Below are 24151 nucleotides of genomic sequence, written 5' to 3'. Positions count from 1 at the left end.
GTCCGGCGGGACCACGCGGGCCGGTCAGCCGTACGAGACCGGCGAGTGCATCTCCCACAGGAGCAGCTCCGCGCCGGTCTCGCCGGCCGTCGGCGCCGCGAAGGCGTCCCCGGTGATCCGCACGCTGTCGCCGGGCACCATCGAACGGCCCCCGCCCTGCGGCCCGGGCACCGTCCGGTAGCCGAGCGAGCCGGTCGTCAGGTGCGCGTAGCGGTAGGCGGCGGCCGGCAGCTCCGGCAGCGGCTGCCACGGCCCGGCGGTCACCAGCCACAGCGCGGCGTCGCCCCGCCGCAGCCGCAGCGCCGGGGTGCCGGCGTCCCGCGCCAGCCCGGAGGCGAGCAGCGTCAACCCGTCGGCCGCCCGTTCCACCCCGCGCAGCCCGTACACCGGCGGCGCGTCGAGGACGTCCGGCTGGAGCCACATCTGGACGAAGCGGACCGGGCCGTCCGCGCCGCCGATGTTCCGCTCGGTGTGGGTGACGCCGGAGCCCGCGCCCAGGTGCTGGATCATGCCGGGCCGCACCACCCCGCCGTGCCCCCGCGAGTCCCGGTGGGCCAGCGCGCCCTCCAGGACCCAGGTGAGGATCTCGGTGTCCCGGTGCTTGTGCTCGTCGAACCCGGCGCCGGGCGCGAGCAGTTCCTCGTTGCACGCCAGCAGTGCGCCGAAGTGCGTGTTCTTCGGGTCGTAGTGCCCGGAGAAGGAGAACGCGTGCCTGGTCTCGACCCCCTCGGCGGGGGTCGAGCGGTAACGCTCGGCGGTCCGGCGCAGGTCGGCGCGGGGGCGGGCGGGGGCATCGGTCACGGGCCCACCGTAGTGGCAGTTCCGGCGGTGTGACGCTCACCACCCCACCCGTCCACCGGGGGCTGTGCACGAGCAGTCACTCCGGTGAGGCAGTCTTGTCCCTGTGCCAGCCGCTTCCGCGAACTCCAAGAGCGATCCCACCGCCAATCCCGACCGGACCGGGAAGAGCCCGACGCCCGGCGCCGGGAGAGACCGGCCCGGCCGGGCGGCACCGCGCCTGACCGCGCAGGAGCGCCGGCTCGCCGCCGAGCGCGCCGAGCGCCGGGCCGCGACCCTCAAGCGGCTGGAGAAGTCCTCCGGCAAGCTCGCCTCCGCCGCGATCGCCCGGATGGACGACCAGCTCGGCTGGTACCGGCGGATGCCGCCGGAGCACCGGTCCTGGATCGGCCTGGTCGCCCAGGCCGGTATCGCCGCCTTCACCGAGTGGTACCGCAAGCCGGACGCCCCGCAGGCGATCTCGACCGACGTCTTCGGCACCGCGCCGCGCGAGCTGACCCGGGCGATCACCCTGCGCCAGACGGTCGAGCTGATCCGCACCACCATCGAGGTGATGGAGGAGGCCATCGAGGAGGTGGCCGCCCCCGGCGACGAGGCCGACATGCGCGAGTCGGTCCTGGTCTACGCCCGGGAGATCGCCTTCGCCACCGCCCAGGTGTACGCCCAGGCCGCCGAGGCCCGGGGCGCCTGGGACGCCCGGCTGGAGGCGCTGGTGGTCAACTCGCTGCTCTCCGGCGACGCCGACGAGGGCGTGCTGTCCCGCGCCGCCGCGCTCGGCTGGGGCCAGCCGAACCAGGTCCGGGTGGTGGTGGGCTCCGCTCCGGACGGCGACAGCGAACTCGTGGTGGAGGCGATCCGCCGGGCCGCCCGGTACGCCAAGCTGCACGTGCTGACCGGGGTGCTGGGCAAGCGCCTGGTGGTCGTGGTGGGCGGCGACAAGGAGCCGGTGCACGCGGCCCGGGCGCTGATCGGCCAGTTCGCGCCCGGTCCGGTGGTGGTCGGCCCGACCGTGCCGGACCTGCTCTCGGCGACCCGCTCGGCGCACGCCGCCGCAGCCGGTCTGCGGGCCTGCGCGGCCTGGCCGGACGCCCCGCGGCCGGTGCTGGCGGACGACCTGCTGCCGGAGCGGGCGCTGGCCGGGGACCACGCGGCCCGGCGCCAGCTGGTGGAGGAGATCTACACACCGCTGGACGAGGCGGGCTCGGCACTCCTGGAGACCTTGAGTGTCTACCTGGAGCAGGCGTCCTCCCTGGAGGGTGCCGCCCGAATGCTCTTCGTCCACCCCAACACGGTGCGCTACCGGCTCCGACGTGTGACCGACGTCACGGGCTACGCTCCCTCCGACGTGCGTTCGGCCTTCACCCTGCGTATCGCACTGGCGCTGGGGCGGCTCGCGGCCGCCGGGGAGTCAAGCTGACCACGCTGTAGGGACCTTACAATCCCGGATGCTTTTCTTCGTTACCGTCGCCTACCCGCCCCCGGGCGCCTGGCGAGAGAGGGTTGAACCGTGCTCGTAATCGTCGCCCCTGGACAGGGTGCCCAGACCCCCGGTTTCCTCAGCCCCTGGCTGGAGCTGGACGGTGTCGCCGACCGCCTCCGCAACTGGTCGGAGGTCGCCGGACTCGACCTCGTGCGCGCGGGTACCGAGGCGGACGCCGAGGAGATCAAGGACACCGCCGTCGCGCAGCCGCTGCTGGTCGCCGCCGGACTGGTGACCGCCCGCGCGCTGTTCCCGGACGAGAAGGCCGCCCGCGGGCTGGTCGGTGCCGTGGCCGGCCACAGCGTCGGCGAGATCACCGCCGCCGCCGGTGCCGGAGTGCTGAGCGCGCGCGACGCGCTCGCCTTCGTCCGCGAGCGCAGCCTGGCCATGGCCGAGGCGGCCGCGGCCACCGAGACCGGCATGATCGCCGTGCTCGGCGGCGACCCCGAGGTCGTCGCCGCGAAGCTGGCGGAACACGGCCTGACCGCGGCCAACAACAACGGCGGCGGCCAGATCGTCGCGGCCGGCACCCTGCCGCAGCTGGACGCGCTGCGCGAGGACCCGCCGGCCGGGGCACGCCTGGTCGCGCTGAAGGTCGCGGGGGCGTTCCACACCTCCCACATGGCCCCCGGCGTGGAGCGGCTGTCCAGGCTGGCCCCGACCCTGACGGTCGCCGACCCCGAGCTCGCCTACGTCTCCAACCAGGACGGCGCGGTCGTCGCCTCCGGTGCCGAGGTGCTGAGCCGGCTGGTGTCGCAGGTCTCCAACCCGGTCCGCTGGGACCTCTGCATGGAGACCCTCCAGCGGCTGGGCGCGACCGCCGTCATCGAGCTCGCTCCGGCGGGCACCCTCACCGGACTGGTCAAGCGCAACCTCAAGGGTGTGGCGACGCTTGCCCTCAAGACCCCCGCCGATCTGGACAAGGCCCGCGAGCTCGTCGCGGAGCACGGCGGTCAGCAGCAGGAGCAGCAGGCATGAGCAACACCCCCCAGATCCGTCCCGTCACCGGTGCGCGGTACTCGCGCATCCACGGTGTGGGCGGCTACCGGCCGGTGCGGGTGATCCCGAACGCCGAGGTGCTGACCTGGATCGAGTCCTCGGACGAGTGGATCCGCACCCGTAGCGGGATCGCCGAGCGCCGCTGGGCCGGCCCGGAGGAGTCGGTCGCCGAGATGTCGGTGCAGGCCGCCGGCAAGGCGATCGCGCAGTCCGGGATCGACCCGGCGCGGATCGGCGGCGTGATCGTCGCGACCGTCTCGCACCTCAAGCAGACCCCGGCCGTCGCCACCGAGATCGCCGAGCGGCTCGGCTGCGGCACCGCCCCGGCCTTCGACATCTCGGCCGCCTGCGCCGGCTTCGGCTACGGCCTGGGCCTGGCCGACGGCATGGTGCGCGGCGGCAGCGCCGAGTACGTGCTGGTGATCGGCGTGGAGCGGCTCAGCGACCTGACCGACACCTCGGACCGTTCGACCGCGTTCATCTTCGGCGACGGCGCGGGCGCCGCGATCGTCGGCCCGTCCGACACCCCCGGCATCGGCAAGGTCGTCTGGGGCTCGGACGGCTCGCAGAAGGACGTCATCTCGCAGACCGAGGCCTGGGACACCGCCTTCGCCAAGGAGGACGCCATCAACGGCGCCGGCGAGGCCCATGAGGACGGCCGCAGTAAGTGGCCGGCCCTGCGGATGGAGGGCCAGACGGTCTTCCGCTGGGCCGTCTGGGAGATGGCCAAGGTGGCCCAGCAGGCACTCGACGCCGCCGGGATCACCGCCGACCAGCTCGGCGCGTTCATCCCGCACCAGGCCAACATGCGGATCACCGACGCCATGATCAAGGCGCTGAAGCTTCCCGAGTCCGTGCCGGTCGCGCGTGACATCGCGGAGACCGGGAACACGTCGGCGGCCTCCATCCCGCTGGCGATGGAGCGCATGCTGGAGAGCGGTGAGGCCCGCAGCGGCGACCTCGCCCTGATCATCGGGTTCGGGGCGGGTCTCGTGTACGCCGCGGCAGTCGTTACGCTCCCCTAGGCGTTTTCGCCCGATCCACCCACAAACCTGCGTCCGTCCGCCCGGCGGCCGCATTCAACACCGAAGAGGAGCAGCCAGTATGGCTACCAAGGACGAGGTCCTGGAAGGTCTCGCGGAGATCGTCAACGAGATCGCCGGCATCCCGACCGAGGACGTCGAGCTCGACAAGTCCTTCACCGATGACCTGGACGTCGACTCGCTGTCCATGGTCGAGGTCGTCGTGGCCGCCGAGGAGCGCTTCGACGTCAAGATCCCGGACGACGAGGTCAAGAACCTGAAGACCGTCGGCGACGCGGTGAACTACATCCTCACCAACGCCTGAGCGATCGACTCGTTCGACGCCTGACATCGGCCGACTCCCCGCGGGTCGGCCGACCCGCCGGCCGGGACGCCCCACCGGGCGCCCGGCCGGGCCCACCTTCGGCCGCCGCCGACCCCGCACGAACGTGAGAGAAGAAGATCCAGTGACCGTTGAAAACCGTACCGTGGTCGTCACGGGTATCGGCGCCTTCACGCCGCTGGGCGGCGACGCCGCCACCACCTGGGAGAACCTGCTCGCCGGGCGCTCCGGGGTGGCTGCCCTGACCGAGGAGTGGGCCGCCGACCTGCCCGTCCGGATCGCCGCGCGCACCGCCGTCGAGCCGGGCGAGATCCTCCCCCGTCCGCTGGCCCGCAAGCTGGACCGCTCGGCGCAGTTCGCGCTGATCGCCGCCCGCGAGGCCTGGGCCGACGCCGGTTTCGAGACCCCGGCCACCGACGAGTCCTCCAAGCTGGCCCCGGAGCGCCTGGGCGCCGTGATCGCCTCCGGCATCGGCGGCGTCACCACCCTGCTCGACCAGTACGACGTGCTGAAGGACAAGGGCGCCCGCAAGGTCTCCCCGCACACCGTCCCGATGCTGATGCCGAACTCCCCGGCGGCCAACGTCGGCCTGGAGGTCGGCGCCCGCGCGGGTGTGCACACCCCCGTCTCCGCCTGCGCCTCCGGCGCCGAGGCGATCGGCTACGCGATCGAGATGATCCGCACCGGCCGCGCCGACGTCGTGGTGGCCGGCGGCACCGAGGCGGCGATCCACCCGCTGCCGATCGCCGCGTTCGCCAACATGATGGCGATGTCCAAGAAGAACGACGACCCCGAGCGCGCCTCCCGCCCGTATGACAAGGGCCGTGACGGCTTCGTGCTGGGCGAGGGCGCCGGCGTGGTCGTGCTGGAGTCCGTGGAGCACGCCGAGGCCCGCGGCGTCCGCATCTACTGCGAGGCGGTGGGCCAGGGCCTGTCCTCGGACGCCCACCACATCGCCCAGCCCGAGCCGACCGGTGCCGGTGTGGCCCGCGCGCTGGCCGACCTGTTCGAGCGCAACCAGCTGGACAAGGCCGAGATCGTGCACGTCAACGCGCACGCCACCTCGACCCCGCAGGGTGACACCGCCGAGCTGAAGGCGCTCCGCAAGGAGCTGGGCGAGGACCTCGACCACATCGCCGTCTCGGCGACCAAGTCGATGACCGGCCACCTGCTGGGCGGCGCCGGCGGCATCGAGACCGTCGCCACCGTGCAGGCGCTGTACCACCGCGTCGCCCCGCCGACCATCAACGTCGACGAGCTGGACGACGACGTGGACGCGGACATCGTCCGCGGCGGGCCCCGCGCCCTGCCCGAGGGCCGGATCGCCGCGCTGAACAACTCGTTCGGCTTCGGCGGCCACAACGTGGTGCTGGCCTTCCGCACCCGCTGACCCCGGCCGTCCGCACCGGACGCCACGGCGAGGGGGCCGGCGCTCGATCACGAGCGTCGGCCCCCTTTCCGCTGTCCTGCGGCCGGTTCAAATAAGGACCGGTTCAGACCACCTGGTGCAGCCAGCGCACCGGGGCGCCCTCCCCGGCGTAGCGGAAGGGCTCCAGTTCGTCGTCCCAGGGCTTGCCGAGCAGCATGGCGATCTCGGCCTCCAGGTCCGCCCCCTCGCTGCGGGCGCGCAGCAGGACGGCGCGCAGCCGGTCCTCGGGGATCAGGATGTCGCCGTGGATGCCCGTGACGGCGTGGAAGATGCCGAGCGAGGGTGTGCTGCTGTAGCGCTCGCCCTCGGCCGTGGCACAGGGCTCGCTGGTGACCTCGTACCGCATCAGCTGCCAGCCGCGCAGCGCGGAGGCGAGCTTCGAGGCCGTACCGGGCTCACCCTGCCAGGAGAGCTCGGCGCGCCAGTGTCCGGGCGCGGCGGGCTGGCGGATCCAGTCCAGGCTCACCCGCACACCGAGCACCCCCGCGACGGCCCACTCGACGTGCGGGCACAGCGCGCGGGGCGCGGAGTGGACGTACAGGACTCCACGTGTCGTCACCGGGACCTCCAGGCTGTGGACGAGGGTCGCCTTCCCCAGCTGCCTCGCGTTCGTGCCCGTAGTTGATCCACAGTTACCCACGTTAGCCGACATTAAGCCACTAAATTGAGCAAAACGGACAGGCTTTCGCTCAATGCTAGTCGAATCCGCAACGAGGTCCACCCCTCGGTCGGATCTCTCCCCCGAACGGCCCCATCGCCAGGCGGGACCCACCGTACCGCGCCGCCCCGCACCATGGTTGACGCACTTTCGGATCCGGCCGGAATGCGGTAGTGCGGCCGGATCCCCTCCGCCGGGTACGCAAACCGCCTCGCACCGGAACAGGAGGCCGGTGCGAGGCGGAAGCGGGTGAAAACGGGGTAGAAGTGGGACGCTGAGGCGGCGTCAGCCGTCCAGGCGGACCACCATCTTGCCGGTGTTGGCACCGCGCAGCATGTCCACGAAGGCCTCCGGGGTGTTCTCGAAGCCGTCCACCGCGGTCTCCGCGAAGCGCAGCTCGCCGGCCTGCAGCCAGCCTCCGACCTCGGCGATGAACTGCGGCTGCAGCGCGTTGTGGTCGCTGACCAGCAGGCCCTCCAGGCGCAGCCGCTTGCCGATGATCATCGCCAGGTTGCGCGGGCCGGGCGCCGCGGTGGTGTTGTTGTACTGGGCGATGGCGCCGCACAGCACGGCCCGGCCGTACACACCCAGCGCGCTGATCGCGGCCTCCAGGTGCTCACCGCCGACGTTGTCGAAGTAGAGGTCGATGCCCTCCGGGGCGGCCTTGGCGAGCTGCTCGCCGACCGGGCCGTCCTTGTAGTTGAAGGCGGCGTCGAAGCCGTACTCCTCGGTCAGCTGGGCGACCTTCTCCGCCGAGCCGGCCGAACCGACCACCAGCGAGGCGCCCTTGAGCTTCGCGATCTGGCCGACCATCGAGCCGACCGCGCCGGCCGCGCCGGAGACGAAGACCCGGTCGCCCTCCTTGAGCTCGCCGACCGCCAGCAGGCCCGCGTAGGCGGTCAGGCCGGGCATGCCGAGCACGCCGAGGTAGGCGGAGAGCGGGACGCCCTCGATCTCCGGCACCTTGACGGCGTGCTTCGCCGGCAGGGTGGCGTACTCGCGCCAGCCGAGCCCGTGCAGCACCGCGTCGCCCGGGGCGAAGCCCTCGTCGCCGGAGGCGACCACGTAACCGACGGCGCCGCCGTCCATGACCGCGCCGAGCTGGAACGGCGGGATGTAGGACTTCGCGTCGTTCATCCGGCCGCGCATGTAGGGGTCGACGGACAGGGCCGTGTTGCGGACCAGGATCTCGCCCGGGCCGGGGGTCCGGACCGGCGCCTCGACGAGGGCGAAGTCGGTCGGGACCGGCCAACCCTCGGGGCGGGCGGCGAGGTGCCACTCACGGGCGGTGGCGGGCGCCTCCGGCGCGGTCGGCTCGGCAGCCATGGCGATCTCCTCACGTGAAAGGTTGAGTCGGTGAAGTAACAATGGACATGAAAGGTTCACCTTGTCAAATGTTCAGGTAGCATGGAAGTCATGGACACCCAGCCGACCCGGGCCACCGCCCCCCAGCCCGACGAGATCACCCGCGAGGTCGTCGATCTCATGGCCAACCTGGTCGCGCTCTTCCACCGCGAGTACGAGGAGGCCGCCGCCGCCCGCTCGCTCACCGGAGCGCAGGCCAAGGTCCTCGCACTGCTGCGACGCGGACCCATGCCGATGCGCCAGATCGCCCAGACGCTCAGCTGCGAGCCCTCGAACATCACCGGGATCGTCGACCGGCTGGAGACCCGCGGCTTCGTCACCCGCCAGCCCGACCTGCAGGACCGCCGGGTCAAGCTGGTCGCCGCCACCGGCACCGGGGCCACCGCCTCCGAGGAGCTCCGCGAGTCGCTGAACTTCGCCCGCGAGCCGCTGGCCGCGCTCGGCCCCGACGAGCGGACCCAGCTGCGCGACCTGCTCCGCCGGATGCTCACCGGCGCCACCGGCCCCGGCGCGTGAGCAGCATCACAGCTCCGGTGGTGGAATTGGCCGCCTACCGGAGGTAACCGAACACTCCCCCGAAACGTCTAACGTTCGAGAACGAGACACCCGCCCGCCACCCGGCGGCACAGGTGGCTCCCGGAGCGGAAGACGGGGGGGCGGGAAGGATGAGCGGCAGCTCGCGCCGTCGGCGTGTCATACGGACCGTCATAGGACTCGCGGCCGTCCTGGTGCTGTCCGTGGCCGGTGCCGGAGCCTGGTTCTACCACCGGCTCGACACCAACATCACCACCTTCGACGCCGGCGGCGTCGCCACCGAGCGCCCGCCCGCGCCGGTGCCCACCGCCCCCGGCGCCTCGGTGCCCGTCAACGTCCTGCTGCTCGGCTCGGACACCCGCAACGACGGCAACGCCGACCTCGGCGGCGGCGAGGAGGGGGTGGGCCACTCCGACACCGCGATCCTGCTGCACGTCTACGCCGACCGGAAGCACGCCGTCGGCGTCTCGATCCCCCGCGACTCCCTGGTCACCATCCCGTCCTGCCGGCTGCCCAGCGGCGACTGGACCAAGCCGCGGACCAACCAGATGTTCAACGAGGCCTTCACCGTCGGCGAGTCCGCCAAGGGGAACCCGGCCTGCACCCAGAACACCGTCGAGGCGCTCACCGGTCTGCGCGTCGACCACACCATCGTGGTCGACTTCAAGGGCGTCGCCGCGATGACCGACGCCATCAACGGCGTGGACGTCTGCGTCCCCAACGACGTCAACTCGCACAACATCAAGCTCCGGAAGGGTCTGCAGAAGATCGCCGGGCAGCCGGCCGTCGACTACCTGCGCGCCCGCTACGGCTTCGGCGACAACTCCGACATCGGCCGGATGAAGCGCCAGCAGGCCTTCCTCTCCTCGATGATCCGCAAGATCCAGTCCCAGGGCTTCTCGCTGCCGACCCTGCTCCCGCTCGCGGACGCCGCCACCCGCTCGCTCACCGTCGACGAGGGCCTCGGCACCGCGATGAAGCTGGTCGACTTCGCGCAGTCGCTCCAGCAGATCAAGCTGTCCGACATCACCTTCGTCACCGCCCCCTGGCGGTTCTCGATCGTCCAGAAGGGCCGGGTCGACCTCGTCCACCCCGACGTGGACACCCTGTGGCGGCTGCTGCGCGAGGACCGCACCCTGGACGGCCAGAGCACCGGGCAGCTCCCGGACGGCGCGACTGGCGGCCCGTCGCCCGCCGCGACCGACCCCGCCGCCGCCTCCGCCTCCCCCTCGCCGGCCGCCACCCCGCTGACCGCCGAGCAGCTCGCCACCCCGATCACCGTGGTCAACGGCGTCGGCACCGACGGACTCGCCGGCCGGGGCGCCGCGGCGATCCGCGCCCAGGGCTTCCAGAACGTCTCCCTCGGGGCCACCACGGGCGGCCGACTGCGCACCGAGATCGCCTACGACCCGCCGTTCAAGGCCGTCGCCGAGCAGCTCGCCACGCTCTTCCCGGGCGCCCGGACGACCGAGGAGCCGGGCTCGGAGGGCGTCACCGTCACCCTCGGCCGCGACTTCCGCCCCACCGCGGCCCCCACCGGGCCGCTCGCCGAACCCGCCCCCGGCGCCCCGTCCGCCGCCCCGAGCGGCCCGCTGCCCACCGGCGTCCCCAGCGCCATCGCCGAGAACAGCCGCAACGCCGACACCGACCCCTGCGCCAACCTCACCTTCGGCTGAGGCCCGCCCCGGGTCTCAGGGGTCTACGGGACGACCGGGTCGGGCAGGCCGGTGACCACGGCGGTCAGCCGGGTGCCGGGCGGGAAGGCGCCCGCCCCGGCGAGGTCGTGGACGGCGGCCAGCAGCTTGGCCACATAGCGACGCTCCAGGGCGATACCGTGCCGCCGTTCGAATCCGGCCGCGAACTCCTCCAGCGCGGCCGGCACCCGGCCGTACCCGCCGCCGTGGTGCCCGTGGTCGATCCGCCAGCCGCCGAACTCCCGCCCGTACGCCTCCCGGTGCAGCCGGGCCACCTCGCCCTCCAGGTAGCCCTCGCCGCCGCGCAGCACCGCCACGCCCAGCGCCCGCGCCCCCGGTGGCAGCCCGGCCGCGATCCCGGCCAGCGTGCCGCCGGTGCCGACCGGGCAGCACACCACGTCCCGCTCCCCGAGGCCGTCCAGCTCCGCCACGACCGCCTCGGCGCCGCGCGCCGCCAGGGCGTTGGAGCCGCCCTCGGGCAGCACCAGGCACGGCCCCCAGCGCCGCCGCAGCTCCGCCTCCCCGAGGCCGCCCCCGGCGCCCCCGGCACCCTCGGCGCCCCGTCCGGCCGCCTCCCGGTACTCGGCGCGGGAGAGGAAGACCAGCTCCATGCCGGCCTCCTCCGCGGCCCGCAGCGACCAGTTCCGCGGCGCCCGCGCCAGCTCCTCGCCGCGCACCAGCCCCACGCTCGACAGCCCCGAGGCGCGCGCCGCCAGCGCCACCGCCCGCAGGTGCGTCGAGTACGCCCCGCCGAAGGTCAGCAACCGGCGGTGCCCCTCCCGCAGGGCCAGCTCCAGATTGGGCCCCAGCTTGCGCCACTTGTTCCCCGGCACCAGCGGATGCACCAGGTCGTCCCGCTTGAGCCGCAGCTCCACCCCCGCCCGGGCGAGCACCTCGTCGGTGCAGTCGACGAGCGGGGTCGGCAGACGGGCGGCTTCGAGCATCCGCCCAGGATACGAAGGCACCGGACCGGGCCCGGCCGCGGGCGGACGGGACAGACGGGGTGACGGCGCGACGGGGGAGGGGAGGATGTCCCGGGAGCGGCATCGTCCGGGTGAATTCCGGCGCGTCGCGAGCTGCCGGTGAGCCCGATCCCCTAGGGTTTTCCCAGCCAGGGGCCGCTCGCGCGGGTGTGAGAGGTGGGGCGGGTGGGACTCGAACCCACGACCAAGGGATTATGAGTCCCCTGCTCTAACCGGCTGAGCTACCGCCCCGGTTCGCAGTGCGCGACGGAAGGTCGGTCGCGGCAGCAGCAGACGGCCCCGAAAGGCCGTCCCGGGCAGCATAGCCGGTCGATCACCCGTGGTGCGCGCCGGGGGCGCACACGGGTGCGGACCGGGGCGGCCGACCCGGACGGACGGCCGGTCAGCGGTCCGGTGGGCGCGGGGGCGAGGCGCGCGGGCGACAGTGGCGCGGCCGCGCCCGGCCTGGTAGATCTTGCTCACGAACGGCGAACGCGTGACCGGCCGCGACCGCCCCGAGGACCAGACGGAGCACCGATGCCCTCCCGCCCGGTTCGGACCGCGCGCGCGGCCCAGACGGTCGCCGTGGCGGCCCTGCTGCTGGCCGCCGCCATCGCCTGCGGCGGGGGCGAGGGCGGGCGGACGGCCGCGGTGGCCCCGCAGAACCCGGCCTGGGACCGGATCGGCACCCTCTCCGTGCACACCTCGCAGGGCCCCAGGGCGTGCACGGCGAGCGTGGTGCGGAGCCCGCGGCGCAATCTGCTGGTGACCGCCGCGCACTGCGTGCAGAGCCGCCGGATCGGCCTGCTGGACGGCCTGGTCTTCACTCCCGGCTACCGCAACGGGTACTCGCCGTACGGGAGTTGGCCGGTGGAGTCGGTCACCGTCGATCCGCGCTGGGAGGCCGACGACGACCCCGAGTACGACGTGGCCTTCGTCACCGTACGCCCGGTGAACGGCCAACAGGTCGAGGACGCCGTCGGCGGCAACCCGCTCGGCACCGACCAGGGCTTCGGGCTGGCGGTCTCGGTCACCGGCTACCCCAACGAGCGCGACGAGCCGATCACCTGCTCGGGGCTGACCGCGTCACAGAGCCCGACCCAGGAGCGGTTCGACTGCGGCGGCTACACCGACGGCACCAGCGGCAGCCCGTGGCTCACCACCAACGGCCGGGTGATCGGGGTGATCGGCGGCTACCAGGAGGGCGGCACGACGCCGGACACCTCGTACAGCATCACCTTCGACGAACGGGTCGCCGAGCTGTACCAGCAGGCCCTCGGGTGAGGCGGCTCACGGCGTCCTGACGCCCTGACCTCGGCATCGGCATCGGCATCGGCGGACCCCGGGCGGCCCCTGGACGGACCCGGGCAACACGAAGGCCCCCCGGTCTACCGAGGGGCCTTCGCTCTGAGCAGTCACCGGGCGAACCCGGCGCAGCTCCCGCATTTGGACTCGAACCAAAAACCTGCCGGTTAACAGCCGGCTGCTCTGCCAATTGAGCTATGCGGGACCGCAGTACACAACACACGTACCACGTACGGGTGATGGGCCCGGAGGCCGCCACCCTGGCTCCCCCAATTGGACTCGAACCAATAACCTGCCGATTAACAGTCGGCTGCTCTGCCAATTGAGCTATGGGGGATCGAGCTTCCCGCTCCGGCCCCCGGTCTCCCGGGCTCCTCGGCGCTCGCTGCGGGACATACATTAGCGCACTCGGGGGGGTGGTCCGCCAATCGCTTTCCCCGGCCGGCCCGGGCGGGCCCCGCCGGGTGCGCTCCCCGCGCGCCCGGGGCACCGTCCGGGGATGCTGGGGTCACCGAAGGTTCACCGTCCCGACAGACGGGTAGGGCAATGCGGCAATGGCCGCCAGGAGAGGGTGGAATCCGACCATGTGGAAGCTGTCGTTCGGCGTCGGACTCGCAGCGGGCTACGTCCTGGGCACGCGGGCGGGGCGCCAGCGGTACGAGCAGATCGCCAGGATCAGCCGGCAGGTCGCCCAGAACCCCAAGGTGCAGGGCGCGACGGACAAGGCCCGGCAGCAGGCCGGCGCGGTCGCCGGCAAGGCCGCCGGGGCCGTCGCCGAGAAGGTCGGCGACCGACTGCCGAACGCCGTCACCGACCGGGTGCCGTACTTCAACCGACCCAAGACCGAGGAGGACGACGCCTGGGGCACCTTCCGCCCCTGACCGCCGTCCCGAACCGTCCCGTCGGGCCAGCGGCAACGGCGCCGGGGCCCGGCCGGACGAGGGCTCCCGGGCGCGGTACCGAACGGGCAACACTTGCCCGGGCGGGCCGCGTCCGGACGCCCGCTGAGGCATGATCTCGACTATGGCCATCGTCGCGGGGATAGACAGCTCGACCGGGCGCACCGGGATCGTCGCGTGCGACTCCGCCACCGGCGCCGTCCTGCGTTCCGGCAAGGCCCCGCACCCCGTACCGGAGGACCCGGAGACCCGGCCCGGCGAGGCCGATCCGCAGATCTGGCTGCACTCCCTCGGCGACGCCGCGGCCGGCGGCCTGCTGGAGGGCGTCCGGGCGATCGGCGTCAGCGCGCAGCAGCACGGCATGATCGGCCTGGACGCCGGCGGCGTACTGGTCCGGCCGGCGATCCTGTGGAACGACCCGCGCGCCAGCGGCGCCGCCGCGGCCCTGCTGAACGAGCTGGGCGGCCCCGCGGCCTGGACGGCGGCGATCGGCGCCGTCCCCGGCCCCACGTACACCGTCGCCAAGCTGCGCTGGCTCGCCGAGTTCGAGCCGGCCAACGCCCGGCGGATCGCCGAGGTGCTGCTGCCGCACGACTGGCTGGTCTGGCAGCTGCTCGGCCACCCCAGGCGCCGCACCACCGACCGGGGTGACGCCTCCGGCACCGGCTACTGGTCCCCGATCACCGGCGAGTACCGGCAGGACCTGGTCGAGTTGGCGCTGGGCCACGCCTTGAAGCTGCCGGACGTGCTCGGCCCCGCCGAACCCGCCGGGCACACCCCCGAGGGCCTGCTGATCTCGGCCGGCACCGGCGACAACATGGCCGCCGCGCTCGGCCTCGGCCTCGGCCCCGGTGACGCGGTGGTCTCGCTCGGCAGCTCCGGGACGATCTTCGCGGTGCACGAGCAGGCCGTGGTGGACGCCACCGGGCTGGTCTCCTCCTTCGCCGACGCCACCGGCCGCCACCTGCCGATGGTCGCCACCCTGAACGCCGCCCAGGTGCTCCGTTCGACCGCCGCCCTGCTCGGCCGCGACCTGGAGGGCCTCAGCGACCTCGCCATGCAGTCCTCCCCCGGCTCGTACGGGCTGGTGCTGCTCCCCTACCTCGACGGCGAGCGGACGCCCGCGCTGCCGCACGCGGCCGGCACCCTGACCGGGATGCGGGCCGAGTCGATGGCCCCGCAGCACCTGGCCCGCGCCGCCGTCGAGGGCATGCTCTGCAACACCGCGGACGCCCTGGACGTGCTGCGCGCCCGCGGCGTCGAGGTGAAGCGGGTCTTCCTGCTGGGCGCCGCGGGGCGGCTGGAGGCCGTACGGCACATCGCGCCGCAGCTGTTCGGCGTCCCGGTGGTCGTCCCGCCGCCCGGTGCGCACGCGGCGCGCGGCGCGGCCCGGCAGGCGGCCTGGGCGCTGGCCGGGACTCCCGAGCCGCCGGACTGGGAGCTGCCGGAGGCGGTCACCGTGGCCCCGGACGCCGAGCACGACCCGGCGGTCGGCTCGGCGGTCCGTCAGCAGTACCGGGCCGCCCGCGACCAGATCCACCCGGAGACGGCGGCCTGAGACCGCCGTCCGAGGCCCGCACGGCTGCCGCAGCGCCGCACCGGTCCGGATGCGCCGCCCGGCGTGCGGTGGCAGCGTGGGAGGCGACGCGGCCACCGGACGGAAGGGCGGCTGATCCCCATGGCACTGCACAAGGGCACCGGTGACGACCGCCGGCTGAGCGTCGGCCCGTTCCTCGGCACCGCCGATCCGCTCGGCACGATGGAGCTGTCGCCCCCGCTGCACCGGCTCGCCGACGGCCCCGTCCCGGCCGACACGGCGTACCAGCTGATCCACGACGAACTGCTGCTGGACGGCAACGCGCGGCTCAACCTGGCGACCTTCGTCACCACCTCGATGGAGGAGCAGGCCACCCGGCTGATGACCGAGTGCCTCGACAAGAACATGATCGACAAGGACGAGTACCCGCAGACCGCCGAGTTGGAGCGGCGCTGCGTGTCGATCCTCGCCCACCTGTGGCACGCCCCCGACCCGGACGCCGCCGTCGGCTGTTCCACCACCGGCTCCAGCGAAGCCTGCATGCTGGCCGGTCTCGCGCTCAAGCGCCGCTGGATGCGCCGCAACGCCCACCGCTACGCCGCCGGCGCCCGGCCCAACCTGGTGATGGGCATCAACGTGCAGGTCTGCTGGGACAAGTTCTGCACCTTCTGGGAGGTCGAGGCCCGCACCGCGCCGATGGACGGCGAGCGCTTCCACCTCGGCCCCGAGCAGGCGGCGGAGCTCTGTGACGAGAACACCATCGGCGTGGTCGGCGTGCTCGGCTCGACCTTCGACGGCTCCTACGAGCCGGTGGCGGAGATCTGCGCCGCGCTCGACGACCTCCAGCGGCGCACCGGCCTGGACGTGCCGGTGCACGTGGACGGCGCCTCCGGCGGCATGGTCGCGCCGTTCCTGGACGAGGACCTGGCCTGGGACTTCCGGCTGCCCCGGGTCGCCTCCATCAACACCTCCGGCCACAAGTACGGGCTGGTCTACCCGGGCGTCGGCTGGGCGCTCTGGCGGGACCACGAGGCGCTGCCCGAGGAGCTGGTCTTCAAGGTCAACTACCTGGGCGGCGAGATGCCGACCTTCGCGCTGAACTTCTCCCGGCCCGGCGCCGAGGTGGTCGCGCAGTACTACACCTTCCTGCGGCTCGGCCGGGCCGGCTTCCGGGCCGTCCAGGGCGCCTGCCGGCAGGTGGCCGGCTACCTGGCCGGGGAGATCGCGGAGCTGGGCGGCTTCCGGCTGCTGACTCGGGGTGACGAGCTGCCGGTGTTCGCGTTCACCACCACGGACGAGGTGCCGTTCGACGTGTTCGACGTGTCGCGGCGGCTGCGCGAGCGCGGCTGGCAGGTGCCCGCGTACACCTTCCCGGCGAACCGGGAGGACCTCGCGGTGCTGCGGGTGGTCTGCCGCAACGGGTTCTCCCGCGACCTCGCGGACCTGCTGCTCGGCGACCTCGAACGGCTGCTGCCGGAGCTGCGCCGCCAGCCGGTCCCGCTCAAGGACCTCGGGGTGCCGACCCGGACGGCCTTCCACCACTGACGTCGCTGACGTCGCTGACGTCGCTGACGTCGCTGGCTGGGCCGGTGGTCGCGCGAGGGTGGTCGCGGCGGGGAGGGCGGCTTGAGACGCCCTCCCCGCCGTACGTCCCTGCGTTCCGGGGCAGCCTCCCCCCGTGAGGCTGCCACGGAACGGTGGGGTCAGGGAGTGACAGGCGCCGGGCCCGCAACTGCGGTGCCCGGACCAGGATCCGGGCGGCGAACCGCTCCGGTGGGGAGAACACTGCCCGACAAGCACATGAATGTTCGAGCGCTTCGCGGGGTTGTGAGACACTTCCGTCCGTCTCAGCGCCAGGACCTGGGTATTGGGACACCGGGCCGTTGATGTTTGAGACACGGACACGCCCACTCGGGCCCGGATCGGTGCCCCGCAGGCACCGGCGCTCCAGCACCGCCGCCCCGCCCGCCTCGCACGTTTGGAAGAGACCGCATGGGTTCCGCCTGGAAGCAGCTGCCCGACGACCTGTCCGACCCTGCCAGGCGCCTCACGGAAGAGCTGCGCGCCGTCAAGGACACGACCGGGCTCTCGCTCTCCGAGCTGGCCGCCCGGACGCACTACAGCCGGGCCTCCTGGGAGCGCTGGCTGAACGGCAAGCGGGTCATCACCGAGCAGGCGCTGGACGCGCTGATCGGCGCCGTCGAGTGCGACGGCCCGCGGCTGCGGAGGCTCTGGAACCTGACCGCGGCCGAGGCGGCGGCGAGCGACGCGACGGCACCAGGCGCGGACGCGGAGGCGGAGGCGGAGGCGGCACCCGAGGCCGCCGAGGCCGTTGAATCCTCGGGGATCCTTGAGACTGTTGAGGCTTCCGAGGCTTCCGAGCCCGGAACGGTCGTGCGGGCCGAGGCCGCGCCCGCTCCCGCCAAGCCCACCGGCCCGACACTGGGCCGCTCCGTGGCCCTGGCCGCGGCCTCGGCGGTGGCGGTGCTGCTGCTGGCCCTCGCCGGGGTGCGGTACTTCTCCCCCGCGGACGAGGACGCCGTCGGACCGACCGCGGCCACCCTGCTGCCCTCCGCCTCGGCGACCGGCGGCACGGTCTCCCCGGCCGCCTCAGCCGCCTCGGCGCCCGCGGTGCCCGCCAACCCCGCCCCGGCGACCCCGGCCTGTCAGGCCCTCGGCTGCGCGCACAAGGACCCCAGGGCCGCCGGCTGCGGTGGCGACGCCCGGACCCTGCTGACCACCAACATCGGCAAGGTCGTCGTCTACCTCCGCTACAGCCAGAAGTGCCAGGCGGCCTGGGCCGCGATCACCGAGGGCCAGCCCGGCGACCAGGCGACCATCACCACCAGTGCCGGCGAGTCGGAGACGGCGCTGATCCACTGGGGGTACGACAACTACTCGTCGATGGTGAACGCGGGCAACCCGACGGTCAGCCTCCAGGTCTGCGGCAAGCAGGCCCAGCCGGAGGGCGCCTCCTGCACCAGCAGCATCACCGACCTGGCCCGGGTGGTCGCCAACACCCCGATCCCGAGCGGCCCGGCCTCCCCGCCGGCGGCGACCACCGACCCGTCCGCGGCGCCGACGCCGACGCCGGCGCCGACGAGCTGAGCCGCCGCCAGGCCGCTGCTCCGGGTGACCGCGCTATTCCAGGTAGCCCCGGAGCTGGGCGGCGAAGGCGTGGTCGCGGAGCTTGACCAGGGTCTTCGACTCGATCTGGCGGATCCGCTCCCGGGTCACCCCGAACAGCACGCCGATCTCCTCCAGCGTGCGGGCCCGCCCGTCGTCCAGGCCGTACCGGAGCTGGACCACCTGGCGCTCGCGCTCGCCGAGGGTGGCCAGCACCGCCTCCAGGTGCTGGCGCAGCAGCAGGAAGGCGGCCGACTCGGCGGGTGAGGCCGCGTCGGCGTCCTCGATGAGGTCGCCGAGCGCGACGTCGTCCTCCTCGCCGACCGGGGTGTGCAGGGAGATCGGCTCCTGGGCGAGGCGGAGCAGCTCGCGCACCCGTTCCTCGGTGAGCTCCAGGGCCGTCGCGATGTCGGCCGGGCCCGGTTCCGTCCCGCTTTCCTGGAGCAGCGAGCGCTGCACCCGCACCACGCGGTTGATCAGTTCGACGACGTGCACCGGCACCCGGATCGTGCGGGCCTGGTCGGCCAGTGCGCGGCTCATCGCCTGGCGGATCCACCAGGTCGCGTAGGTGGAGAACTTGTAGCCCCGGGTGTAGTCGAACTTCTCCACCGCCCGGATCAGCCCGAGGTTGCCCTCCTGGACGAGGTCGAGCAGGGTGAGGCCGCGGCCGATGTAGCGCTTGGCGACGGAGACCACCAGCCGCAGGTTCGCCTCGATCAGCCGGCGCTTGGCGCGCCGGCCGATCACCACCAGGGTGCCGAGTTCACCGGCCAGCCGGTCGGGCGGCGGCGGTTCGCGGTGCAGCCGCTCCTCGGCGAACAGCCCGGCCTCGATCCGGCGGGCCAGGTCGACCTCCTCGGCGGCGGTGAGCAGTCGGATCCGGCCGATCTCGCGGAGGTACTGGCGGAGCAGGTCGGCAGCCGGCGCGCTCGGGTCGACGCCCGTCCGCCCCCGGCCGGCGGCGCCCTCGGGCTCCTCCCGGTCGTCCCTGTCGTCCCGGTCGTCCCTGTCGTCCCCGTCGGCGCCGGCCCCGGAGTCGTCGGCGTCCTCGGGCTCGTCCGCCCCCTGGGCGTCGGGGTGCCCGGGCGGGCGGCCCTGGGCGGTCACGCGCGCGCCGTCCGCGAGCGGCGCCCCCGCCCGGCCGTGGTCCTCCGCCGGGTCGGCGGTGTCGTACGGCGGGGGCGGGGCGAGCGGGTCGGTGGTCGGCTGGGCGGTCGCGGCGAGGCCTCGGTCCACGGGCATCCCCTCTGGGCGGGCGCGACTCTGGCGGACCCGCGCTGTAGGAGGCAGGACGCCCTCCAGTGTGCGGCACGCCACACTCCGTGGCCGAGACTCGTGCGCGGACTTTCTGAACGCGGGCCACCGCCCGGCTGCAGCGCGCCTAGAGCGCGGCGGCGCCGCCGCTGCGCAGGGACTGCCCGTACTGCTGGAGCTGCCACAGCTCGGTCTGCACCGCGTGCAGCTCCTCCGGGGCAGCGCGGTTGCCGAGCCGCTGGAGGTGGGCGCGGACCTCGTCGACCCGCCGGTCCACGGCCAGCATCCGCAGCTTGACCAGGAACTCCCCCGCGTAGACGGCGTCCACCTTGCGGCGCGAACGCACCGGCTCCACGGTCAGCTCGGTGACCAGCGAGCGCACCCGGTCGTCCGGGCACGCCTCGCGCACCACGGCGGTGAAGTCGGCCAGGGTGGCCCCGTACGCGGCGCCGCCGGCCTGGCCGACGGCCCGGCGCACGGCGGTGTACGGCGGGGTGGGGAACTCGTCCTCGCCGTAGTTGTCGAAGGCCGGCGCGACCAGGTCCGGGTGCTGGAGGGCCAGCTTGAGCAGCTCGCGCTCGACGAACTGGGCCGGGTCGCGCGGGTTGAGCACGAAGGCGGGCCGGGCCGGGCGGACCGGCTGCGGCGGTTCGGCGCGGCGCAGCTGGCCGTTGGCCCGGGGGTTCTGCTGGCGCTCGCGGTCCCAGCGGGCCAGCTGCGCCACCCGGCGGACGACGAACGGCTCGTCCAGGATGCCCAGCATGCCGGCCAGCCGGACGGCGTACTCGTGCTGGATCGAGCGGTCCTTGATCCTGGCGACGATCGGCGCCGCCTCCTCCAGGGCCGCCGACCTGCCCTCGGGGGTGTCCACCCGGTGCTTGGCGACGGCCGAGCCCAGCGCGAACTCGAAGAGCGGGACGGGGTTGTCGATCAGTTCGCGGACCGCGTCGTCGCCCTTGGCCAGGCGCAGCTCGCACGGGTCCATGCCGCCGGGGCTGACCGCGATGGAGGTCTTGGCGGCGAACTTCTGGTCGTCCTCGAAGGCCCGCAGGGCGGCCTTCTGGCCGGCGGCGTCGCCGTCGAAGGTGAAGACGGTCTCGCCGCGGTACTGCGAGGTGTCCATCAGCAGCCGGCGGATGATCTTGATGTGGTCCTCGGCGAAGGCCGTGCCGCAGGTGGCCACGGCGGAGGTGACCCCGGCCAGGTGGCAGGCCATCACATCGGTGTAGCCCTCGACCACCACCGCCCGGCCCGACTTCGCGATCTCCTTCTTCGCCAGGTCGATGCCGTAGAGCACGTGCGACTTCTTGTAGATCGGCGTCTCGGGGGTGTTGAGGTACTTCGGCCCGTTGTCGTCCTCGCGCAGCCGCCGGGCGCCGAAGCCGACCACCTCGCCGGCGATGTCCCGGATCGGCCAGACCAGCCGCCCCCGGAACCGGTCGATCAGTCCGCCGCGCTGGCCCTGCGAGGCCAGGCCGCCGAGCAGGATCTCCTTGTCCGAGAAGCCCTTGCCCCGCAGGTAGCGCACCAAGTGCTCCCAGCCGACCGGGGCGTAGCCGACGCCGAAGGTCCGGGCGGCCTCCTCGTCGAAGCCGCGCTCGGCCAGGAAGCGGCGGCCGATCTCGGCCTCGGGCGAGGTCAGCTGCTCCTGGTACCAGGCGGAGGCCACCTTGTGCGCCTCGACCAGGCGGGTGCGCTCGCCCTGCTGGTGGCGGGGGCTGTAGCCGCCCTCCTCGTAGCGCAGGGTGATGCCGGCCTGGGCGGCCATCCGCTCGACGGCCTCGGCGAAGGTGAAGTGCTCGATCTTCATCAGGAAGGCGATGGTGTCGCCGTTCTCCTGGCAGCCGAAGCAGTGGAAGACGCCCTTGGAGGGGTTGACGTAGAAGGAGGCGGACTTCTCGTCGTGGAAGGGGCAGACCCCCTTGTACTCGCCGCCGCCACCGTTGGTCAGCTGTACGTAGTCGCCGACCACCGCGTCGATCGGCAGTGCGCTCCGCACCGCCTGTACGTCTTCGTCCCTGATCCGCCCGGCCACCCCGGAAGTCTACTGGGGCGACCGGGTCGCGCGGGGGCCCCGACCGGGCGGCTCCTCCGGCAGCCGGAGTGCGGGGCCGGTCAGCTCCGGGTCGGGTCGACCAGCCGCGCGTGCAGGGCCAGGGCGGAGGCGTCGGTGAGGGTGGCGATCTGGTCGATCACCGTGCGCAGGGCGGCGCGGTCGTCCTCCGCCTCCTGGTACATCGCGGCGAAGACCGGGTCCAGCACCTCCGGGGCGCGCCGGGTGAGGGCCTCGGCCAGCTCGGCGATGACGATCCGCTGCCGGGCCCGCAGCTGGGCCTGCTCGTCGCGCTGCATCACGTACCGGACGGCGACCGCCTTGAGCACCGCGCACTCCAGCCGGACCTCGCGCGGCACCACCAGCTCGGCCCCGTACCGGGTGAGCCGGCCGGGGCCGTAGCGGGCCCTGGTGGCCTGCTCGGCGGCCAGGCAGAACCGGCCGATCAGCTGGCTGGTGAGGTCCTTCAGCCCGGCCCGGGCGCGGGCGGTGCCGTCGTACGACTCGGGCCACCAGTCCTTGTCGAGCAGTCGGTCCAGGGCGTCGGCCAGCTCTTCGGGCTCGGCGTCCCGGGCGTAGCGCTCGGCGACCTTGAACAGCTCGGAGCGCTCGCTCGGGGCGCGCAGCGCGGCCGGGTCGATGTGGCCGGCCTGGAGGCCGTCCTCGACGTCGTGGGTCGAGTAGGCGACGTCGTCGGACCAGTCCATGACGGTGGCCTCGAAGCACTTGCGCCCGGCCGGGGAGCCCGCCCGCAGCCAGCGGAAGACCGGCAGGTCGTCGGCGTAGACCCCGTACTTGGGCGAGGCCGGGTCGGCGGGGTGGGCGCCGTGCGGCCAGGGGTACTTGGTGGCGGCGTCCAGGGCGGCGCGGGTCAGGTTGAGGCCGACGCTGCGGCCCGGCCAGGGGGCCAGCCGGGCGGGCGCCTCGTCCGGCGGGGCGAAGCGCTTGGGCTCCAGACGGGTCAGGATCCGCAGCGACTGCGCGTTGCCCTCGAAGCCTCCGCAGGCCTCCGCGGCCTGGTCGAGCGCCTCCTCACCGGTGTGGCCGAACGGCGGGTGGCCGATGTCGTGGGCCAGGCAGGCGGTCTCGACGAGGTCCGGGTCGCAGCCGAGGGCGGCACCCAACTCCCGACCGACCTGGGCGCATTCCAGCGAGTGGGTCAGCCTGGTGCGGGGGAAGTCACTGCGCATCGGGGCGACCACCTGGGTGGTGCCGGCCAGCCGGCGCAGGGCGGCGGAGTGGAGCACACGGGCGCGGTCGCGCTGGAACCCCGTACGACCGGGGCGTTTGTCCGGTTCCGGCACCCAGCGGGCCTCGGCGGAGCGGTCGTACGGGGTCGGGGTCGGGGCGGCGGTGAGGCGGTGCGCGGTGTCGTCCATATGACCCTCACGGTACGCCGCGGCTGTGACACCGGAAGTGTGCCGCGCGCGACGGGGCGCGGGCCGGAGCGTGAACCCTTGACCGTACGCCGGTGAGCGCCGGAGCGCCGCTCCGCGGGGCCGTGCGCCGGGAACGGCGGCCCCGTCGGCCCGTTCGGCCCGTTCGGCGCGGCCTGCCCGCCTCGCCGGTCCCGCCGCCGTTCGGCCCTCAGCCCCGGACCGCCTTGAGGACGGCCTCGGCGACGCCCTCCTGACCCCTGGCATTGGGGTGGATCGCCGCCAGGCCGTGCGCCGGGAACGGCGGCTCCACCCAGCGGGCGGGCTCGCCCGCGCACATGTCGTGGCCGGCCGAGGCCGCGGCGAGGTCCACGAAGACCGCCCCGGCCGCCTCCGCCCGCCGCTTCAGCATGGCGTTGAGCTGCTGCTCCTTCTCCACCAGGAAGCCGAGGTCCCCGCCGGCCACGGTCGCGCCCAGCACCGGGAGGCAGCTCGCCGGGTCGGTGGGCAGCAGCGACGGATAGCCGACCACGTAGACCTTGGCCTTCGGGGACCGGCGCCCGACCTCCTTGAGCGTCTCGCCGAGGCGCTCGCCGGCGCTGTCCACCTTGCGCTGCACCTGGTCGCCGCCGTCCGCGGCGGCGTAGGAGTCCCGGCAGGGCGCGGCGGCGCGGTCCGAGCCGACCAGGCCCTTGAGCGCCTCCACCAGGTTCTCCTTGGCGCACTGGCCGACGACGTCCATGAAGCCTGCGTCGTTGCCGCCGATCCCGACGGTCACCAGCCGGGTGGCCGGGGTGAGCGCGTCGAGCTGCGGCGGATTGACGCCGCTCTCGGTGGTCTGGGCGCCGGTGAGGTCGACGGTCCTGGCACCGCTGCAACTGACGTCGCGGAACCGCTCGCCCGCCAGGCCGAGCGCCCGGGCCACCAGCGAGGGGTAGTTGACCCCCGAGCGGGAGCACCCCTTCGGCTCACCCACCTGGGGGCTGATCTTCAGGCCCGCCGTGTAGGAGTCGCCGAGCGCCACGTACGGCCCGGTGGGCGTCGGGGTCGGCGTCGGTGCGGCGGAGGCGGCGGCGCGCGGCGGTGCGGAGCCGTCCGCGGCGGCCACGACGACGCTCCCGGCGCCGGACGAGCCTGAGCAGCCGGCGAGCAGGACGGCGGCGAGGCCCGCGCTCAGCGCGCCGCCGAGCGTGCCGATCGGGCGTACGGACAGTGACACGGGATCCCCCCCGGGTAGGACCGTTGACCTTCTCCCTACGACGGCCCGTCCCCCGGGCATCGCAGTCCCCAACGGACGGGCGGGCGCGATCGCTCCCG

20 protein-coding genes and 3 tRNA genes are annotated in these 24151 nt (G+C 73.8%); 12 read left to right on the top strand and 11 right to left on the bottom strand.

Going from position 1 to position 24151, the window contains the following annotated elements:
* Positions 1-24 precede the first annotated feature (24 nt).
* A complete protein-coding gene (locus ACFP3U_RS13875; RefSeq protein WP_380225770.1) occupies positions 25-801 on the bottom strand; it encodes a pirin family protein in 777 nt (258 codons plus the stop codon).
* Positions 802-1018: 217 nt separating this feature from the next.
* Between ACFP3U_RS13875 and ACFP3U_RS13870 the strand changes: the two genes are divergently transcribed.
* The 5 genes from ACFP3U_RS13870 (at position 1019) to fabF (ending at position 6032) form a co-directional block, all read left to right on the top strand.
* Complete coding sequence (locus ACFP3U_RS13870; RefSeq protein ID WP_380225814.1) at positions 1019-2215, top strand: PucR family transcriptional regulator; 1197 nt, start codon at positions 1019-1021, stop codon at positions 2213-2215.
* Between the two features lie 90 nt (positions 2216-2305).
* Positions 2306-3256, top strand: a complete 951-nt coding sequence (locus ACFP3U_RS13865) for an ACP S-malonyltransferase (RefSeq protein WP_380225769.1) — start codon at positions 2306-2308, stop codon at positions 3254-3256.
* The gene (locus ACFP3U_RS13860) at positions 3253-4302 is read left to right on the top strand and encodes a beta-ketoacyl-ACP synthase III (RefSeq protein ID WP_380225768.1); all 1050 of its coding nucleotides are present in this window, start codon (positions 3253-3255) and stop codon (positions 4300-4302) included. The genes ACFP3U_RS13865 and ACFP3U_RS13860 overlap by 4 nt, the downstream gene beginning before the upstream one ends.
* Before the next feature lie 79 nt (positions 4303-4381).
* The gene (locus ACFP3U_RS13855; RefSeq protein WP_030310143.1) at positions 4382-4624 is read left to right on the top strand and encodes an acyl carrier protein; all 243 of its coding nucleotides are present in this window, start codon (positions 4382-4384) and stop codon (positions 4622-4624) included.
* A gap of 142 nt (positions 4625-4766) precedes the next feature.
* Positions 4767-6032, top strand: a complete 1266-nt coding sequence (gene fabF, locus ACFP3U_RS13850; protein ID WP_380225767.1) for a beta-ketoacyl-ACP synthase II — start codon at positions 4767-4769, stop codon at positions 6030-6032.
* Between the two features lie 103 nt (positions 6033-6135).
* Here fabF and ACFP3U_RS13845 read toward each other — a convergent pair whose 3' ends face one another.
* Positions 6136-6630, bottom strand: coding sequence for a DUF3145 domain-containing protein (locus ACFP3U_RS13845; protein WP_030310141.1), 495 nt, complete (start codon positions 6628-6630; stop codon positions 6136-6138).
* Between the two features lie 384 nt (positions 6631-7014).
* Positions 7015-8055 carry an NADP-dependent oxidoreductase gene (locus ACFP3U_RS13840; protein ID WP_380225766.1) on the bottom strand — a complete coding sequence of 347 codons (1041 nt, stop codon included), beginning with the start codon at positions 8053-8055 and terminating at the stop codon, positions 7015-7017.
* A gap of 90 nt (positions 8056-8145) precedes the next feature.
* On the opposite strand from ACFP3U_RS13840, the gene ACFP3U_RS13835 reads away from it, so the two are divergent.
* Both ACFP3U_RS13835 and ACFP3U_RS13830 read left to right on the top strand, forming a co-directional pair.
* Positions 8146-8610, top strand: a complete 465-nt coding sequence (locus ACFP3U_RS13835; protein WP_380225765.1) for a MarR family winged helix-turn-helix transcriptional regulator — start codon at positions 8146-8148, stop codon at positions 8608-8610.
* Positions 8611-8759: 149 nt separating this feature from the next.
* On the top strand, positions 8760-10304 hold the full coding sequence (locus ACFP3U_RS13830) for an LCP family protein (protein WP_380225764.1): 1545 nt from the start codon (positions 8760-8762) through the stop codon (positions 10302-10304).
* Between the two features lie 23 nt (positions 10305-10327).
* Here ACFP3U_RS13830 and ACFP3U_RS13825 read toward each other — a convergent pair whose 3' ends face one another.
* A complete protein-coding gene (locus tag ACFP3U_RS13825; protein ID WP_380225763.1) occupies positions 10328-11266 on the bottom strand; it encodes a 1-aminocyclopropane-1-carboxylate deaminase/D-cysteine desulfhydrase in 939 nt (312 codons plus the stop codon).
* A gap of 196 nt (positions 11267-11462) precedes the next feature.
* Positions 11463-11536, bottom strand: a tRNA-Ile gene (locus tag ACFP3U_RS13820).
* Between the two features lie 285 nt (positions 11537-11821).
* Here ACFP3U_RS13820 and ACFP3U_RS13815 point away from each other — a divergent pair.
* On the top strand, positions 11822-12568 hold the full coding sequence (locus ACFP3U_RS13815; protein ID WP_380225762.1) for a trypsin-like serine peptidase: 747 nt from the start codon (positions 11822-11824) through the stop codon (positions 12566-12568).
* A 153-nt stretch (positions 12569-12721) separates the two neighbouring features.
* On the opposite strand, the gene ACFP3U_RS13810 is transcribed toward ACFP3U_RS13815, so the two are convergent.
* Both ACFP3U_RS13810 and ACFP3U_RS13805 read right to left on the bottom strand, forming a co-directional pair.
* Positions 12722-12794: transfer RNA gene (locus tag ACFP3U_RS13810), tRNA-Asn, on the bottom strand.
* A gap of 56 nt (positions 12795-12850) precedes the next feature.
* Positions 12851-12926, bottom strand: a tRNA-Asn gene (locus ACFP3U_RS13805).
* A 247-nt stretch (positions 12927-13173) separates the two neighbouring features.
* On the opposite strand from ACFP3U_RS13805, the gene ACFP3U_RS13800 reads away from it, so the two are divergent.
* The 4 genes from ACFP3U_RS13800 (at position 13174) to ACFP3U_RS13785 (ending at position 18133) form a co-directional block, all read left to right on the top strand.
* Complete coding sequence (locus tag ACFP3U_RS13800) at positions 13174-13470, top strand: hypothetical protein (protein ID WP_380225761.1); 297 nt, start codon at positions 13174-13176, stop codon at positions 13468-13470.
* A 142-nt stretch (positions 13471-13612) separates the two neighbouring features.
* On the top strand, positions 13613-15046 hold the full coding sequence (locus ACFP3U_RS13795) for an FGGY family carbohydrate kinase (RefSeq protein WP_380225760.1): 1434 nt from the start codon (positions 13613-13615) through the stop codon (positions 15044-15046).
* 120 nt (positions 15047-15166) lie between these two features.
* Entirely contained in the window at positions 15167-16570 is a 1404-nt protein-coding gene (locus ACFP3U_RS13790; RefSeq protein WP_380225759.1) for a glutamate decarboxylase, read from the top strand.
* 447 nt (positions 16571-17017) lie between these two features.
* A complete protein-coding gene (locus ACFP3U_RS13785) occupies positions 17018-18133 on the top strand; it encodes a helix-turn-helix domain-containing protein (protein WP_380225758.1) in 1116 nt (371 codons plus the stop codon).
* Between the two features lie 33 nt (positions 18134-18166).
* Here ACFP3U_RS13785 and ACFP3U_RS13780 read toward each other — a convergent pair whose 3' ends face one another.
* The 4 genes from ACFP3U_RS13780 to ACFP3U_RS13765 form a co-directional block, all read right to left on the bottom strand.
* Entirely contained in the window at positions 18167-19393 is a 1227-nt protein-coding gene (locus ACFP3U_RS13780; RefSeq protein ID WP_380225757.1) for an RNA polymerase sigma factor, read from the bottom strand.
* A gap of 139 nt (positions 19394-19532) precedes the next feature.
* Positions 19533-21440 carry a DNA primase gene (gene dnaG / locus ACFP3U_RS13775; RefSeq protein ID WP_380225756.1) on the bottom strand — a complete coding sequence of 636 codons (1908 nt, stop codon included), beginning with the start codon at positions 21438-21440 and terminating at the stop codon, positions 19533-19535.
* Positions 21441-21520: 80 nt separating this feature from the next.
* Positions 21521-22837 carry a deoxyguanosinetriphosphate triphosphohydrolase gene (locus tag ACFP3U_RS13770; RefSeq protein ID WP_380225755.1) on the bottom strand — a complete coding sequence of 439 codons (1317 nt, stop codon included), beginning with the start codon at positions 22835-22837 and terminating at the stop codon, positions 21521-21523.
* A gap of 208 nt (positions 22838-23045) precedes the next feature.
* Positions 23046-24053 carry an SGNH/GDSL hydrolase family protein gene (locus ACFP3U_RS13765; protein ID WP_380225754.1) on the bottom strand — a complete coding sequence of 336 codons (1008 nt, stop codon included), beginning with the start codon at positions 24051-24053 and terminating at the stop codon, positions 23046-23048.
* Positions 24054-24151: the final 98 nt, after the last annotated feature.

It is taken from the genome of Kitasatospora misakiensis, from assembly GCF_042656005.1.
In the GTDB taxonomy this organism is placed as follows: Bacteria; Actinomycetota; Actinomycetes; order Streptomycetales; family Streptomycetaceae; genus Kitasatospora; species Kitasatospora misakiensis.
Note: the sequence above shows the minus strand (reverse complement) of the source record. Positions and strands in the feature narration are given on the sequence as shown.

Excerpts from the sequence above, each read along its gene's own strand:
- ACFP3U_RS13855 (WP_030310143.1), top strand. The coding sequence starts at position 4,382 with ATGGCTACCAAGGACGAGGTCCTGGAAGGTCTCGCGGAGATCGTCAAC.
- ACFP3U_RS13795 (WP_380225760.1), top strand. The coding sequence starts at position 13,613 with ATGGCCATCGTCGCGGGGATAGACAGCTCGACCGGGCGCACCGGGATC.
- ACFP3U_RS13840 (WP_380225766.1), bottom strand. The coding sequence starts at position 8,055 with ATGGCTGCCGAGCCGACCGCGCCGGAGGCGCCCGCCACCGCCCGTGAG.
- ACFP3U_RS13780 (WP_380225757.1), bottom strand. The coding sequence starts at position 19,393 with ATGCCCGTGGACCGAGGCCTCGCCGCGACCGCCCAGCCGACCACCGAC.
- ACFP3U_RS13800 (WP_380225761.1), top strand. The coding sequence starts at position 13,174 with ATGTGGAAGCTGTCGTTCGGCGTCGGACTCGCAGCGGGCTACGTCCTG.
- ACFP3U_RS13790 (WP_380225759.1), top strand. The coding sequence starts at position 15,167 with ATGGCACTGCACAAGGGCACCGGTGACGACCGCCGGCTGAGCGTCGGC.
- ACFP3U_RS13825 (WP_380225763.1), bottom strand. The coding sequence starts at position 11,266 with ATGCTCGAAGCCGCCCGTCTGCCGACCCCGCTCGTCGACTGCACCGAC.
- ACFP3U_RS13785 (WP_380225758.1), top strand. The coding sequence starts at position 17,018 with ATGGGTTCCGCCTGGAAGCAGCTGCCCGACGACCTGTCCGACCCTGCC.
- ACFP3U_RS13835 (WP_380225765.1), top strand. The coding sequence starts at position 8,146 with ATGGACACCCAGCCGACCCGGGCCACCGCCCCCCAGCCCGACGAGATC.
- ACFP3U_RS13770 (WP_380225755.1), bottom strand. The coding sequence starts at position 22,837 with ATGGACGACACCGCGCACCGCCTCACCGCCGCCCCGACCCCGACCCCG.
- ACFP3U_RS13815 (WP_380225762.1), top strand. The coding sequence starts at position 11,822 with ATGCCCTCCCGCCCGGTTCGGACCGCGCGCGCGGCCCAGACGGTCGCC.
- ACFP3U_RS13860 (WP_380225768.1), top strand. The coding sequence starts at position 3,253 with ATGAGCAACACCCCCCAGATCCGTCCCGTCACCGGTGCGCGGTACTCG.
- ACFP3U_RS13830 (WP_380225764.1), top strand. The coding sequence starts at position 8,760 with ATGAGCGGCAGCTCGCGCCGTCGGCGTGTCATACGGACCGTCATAGGA.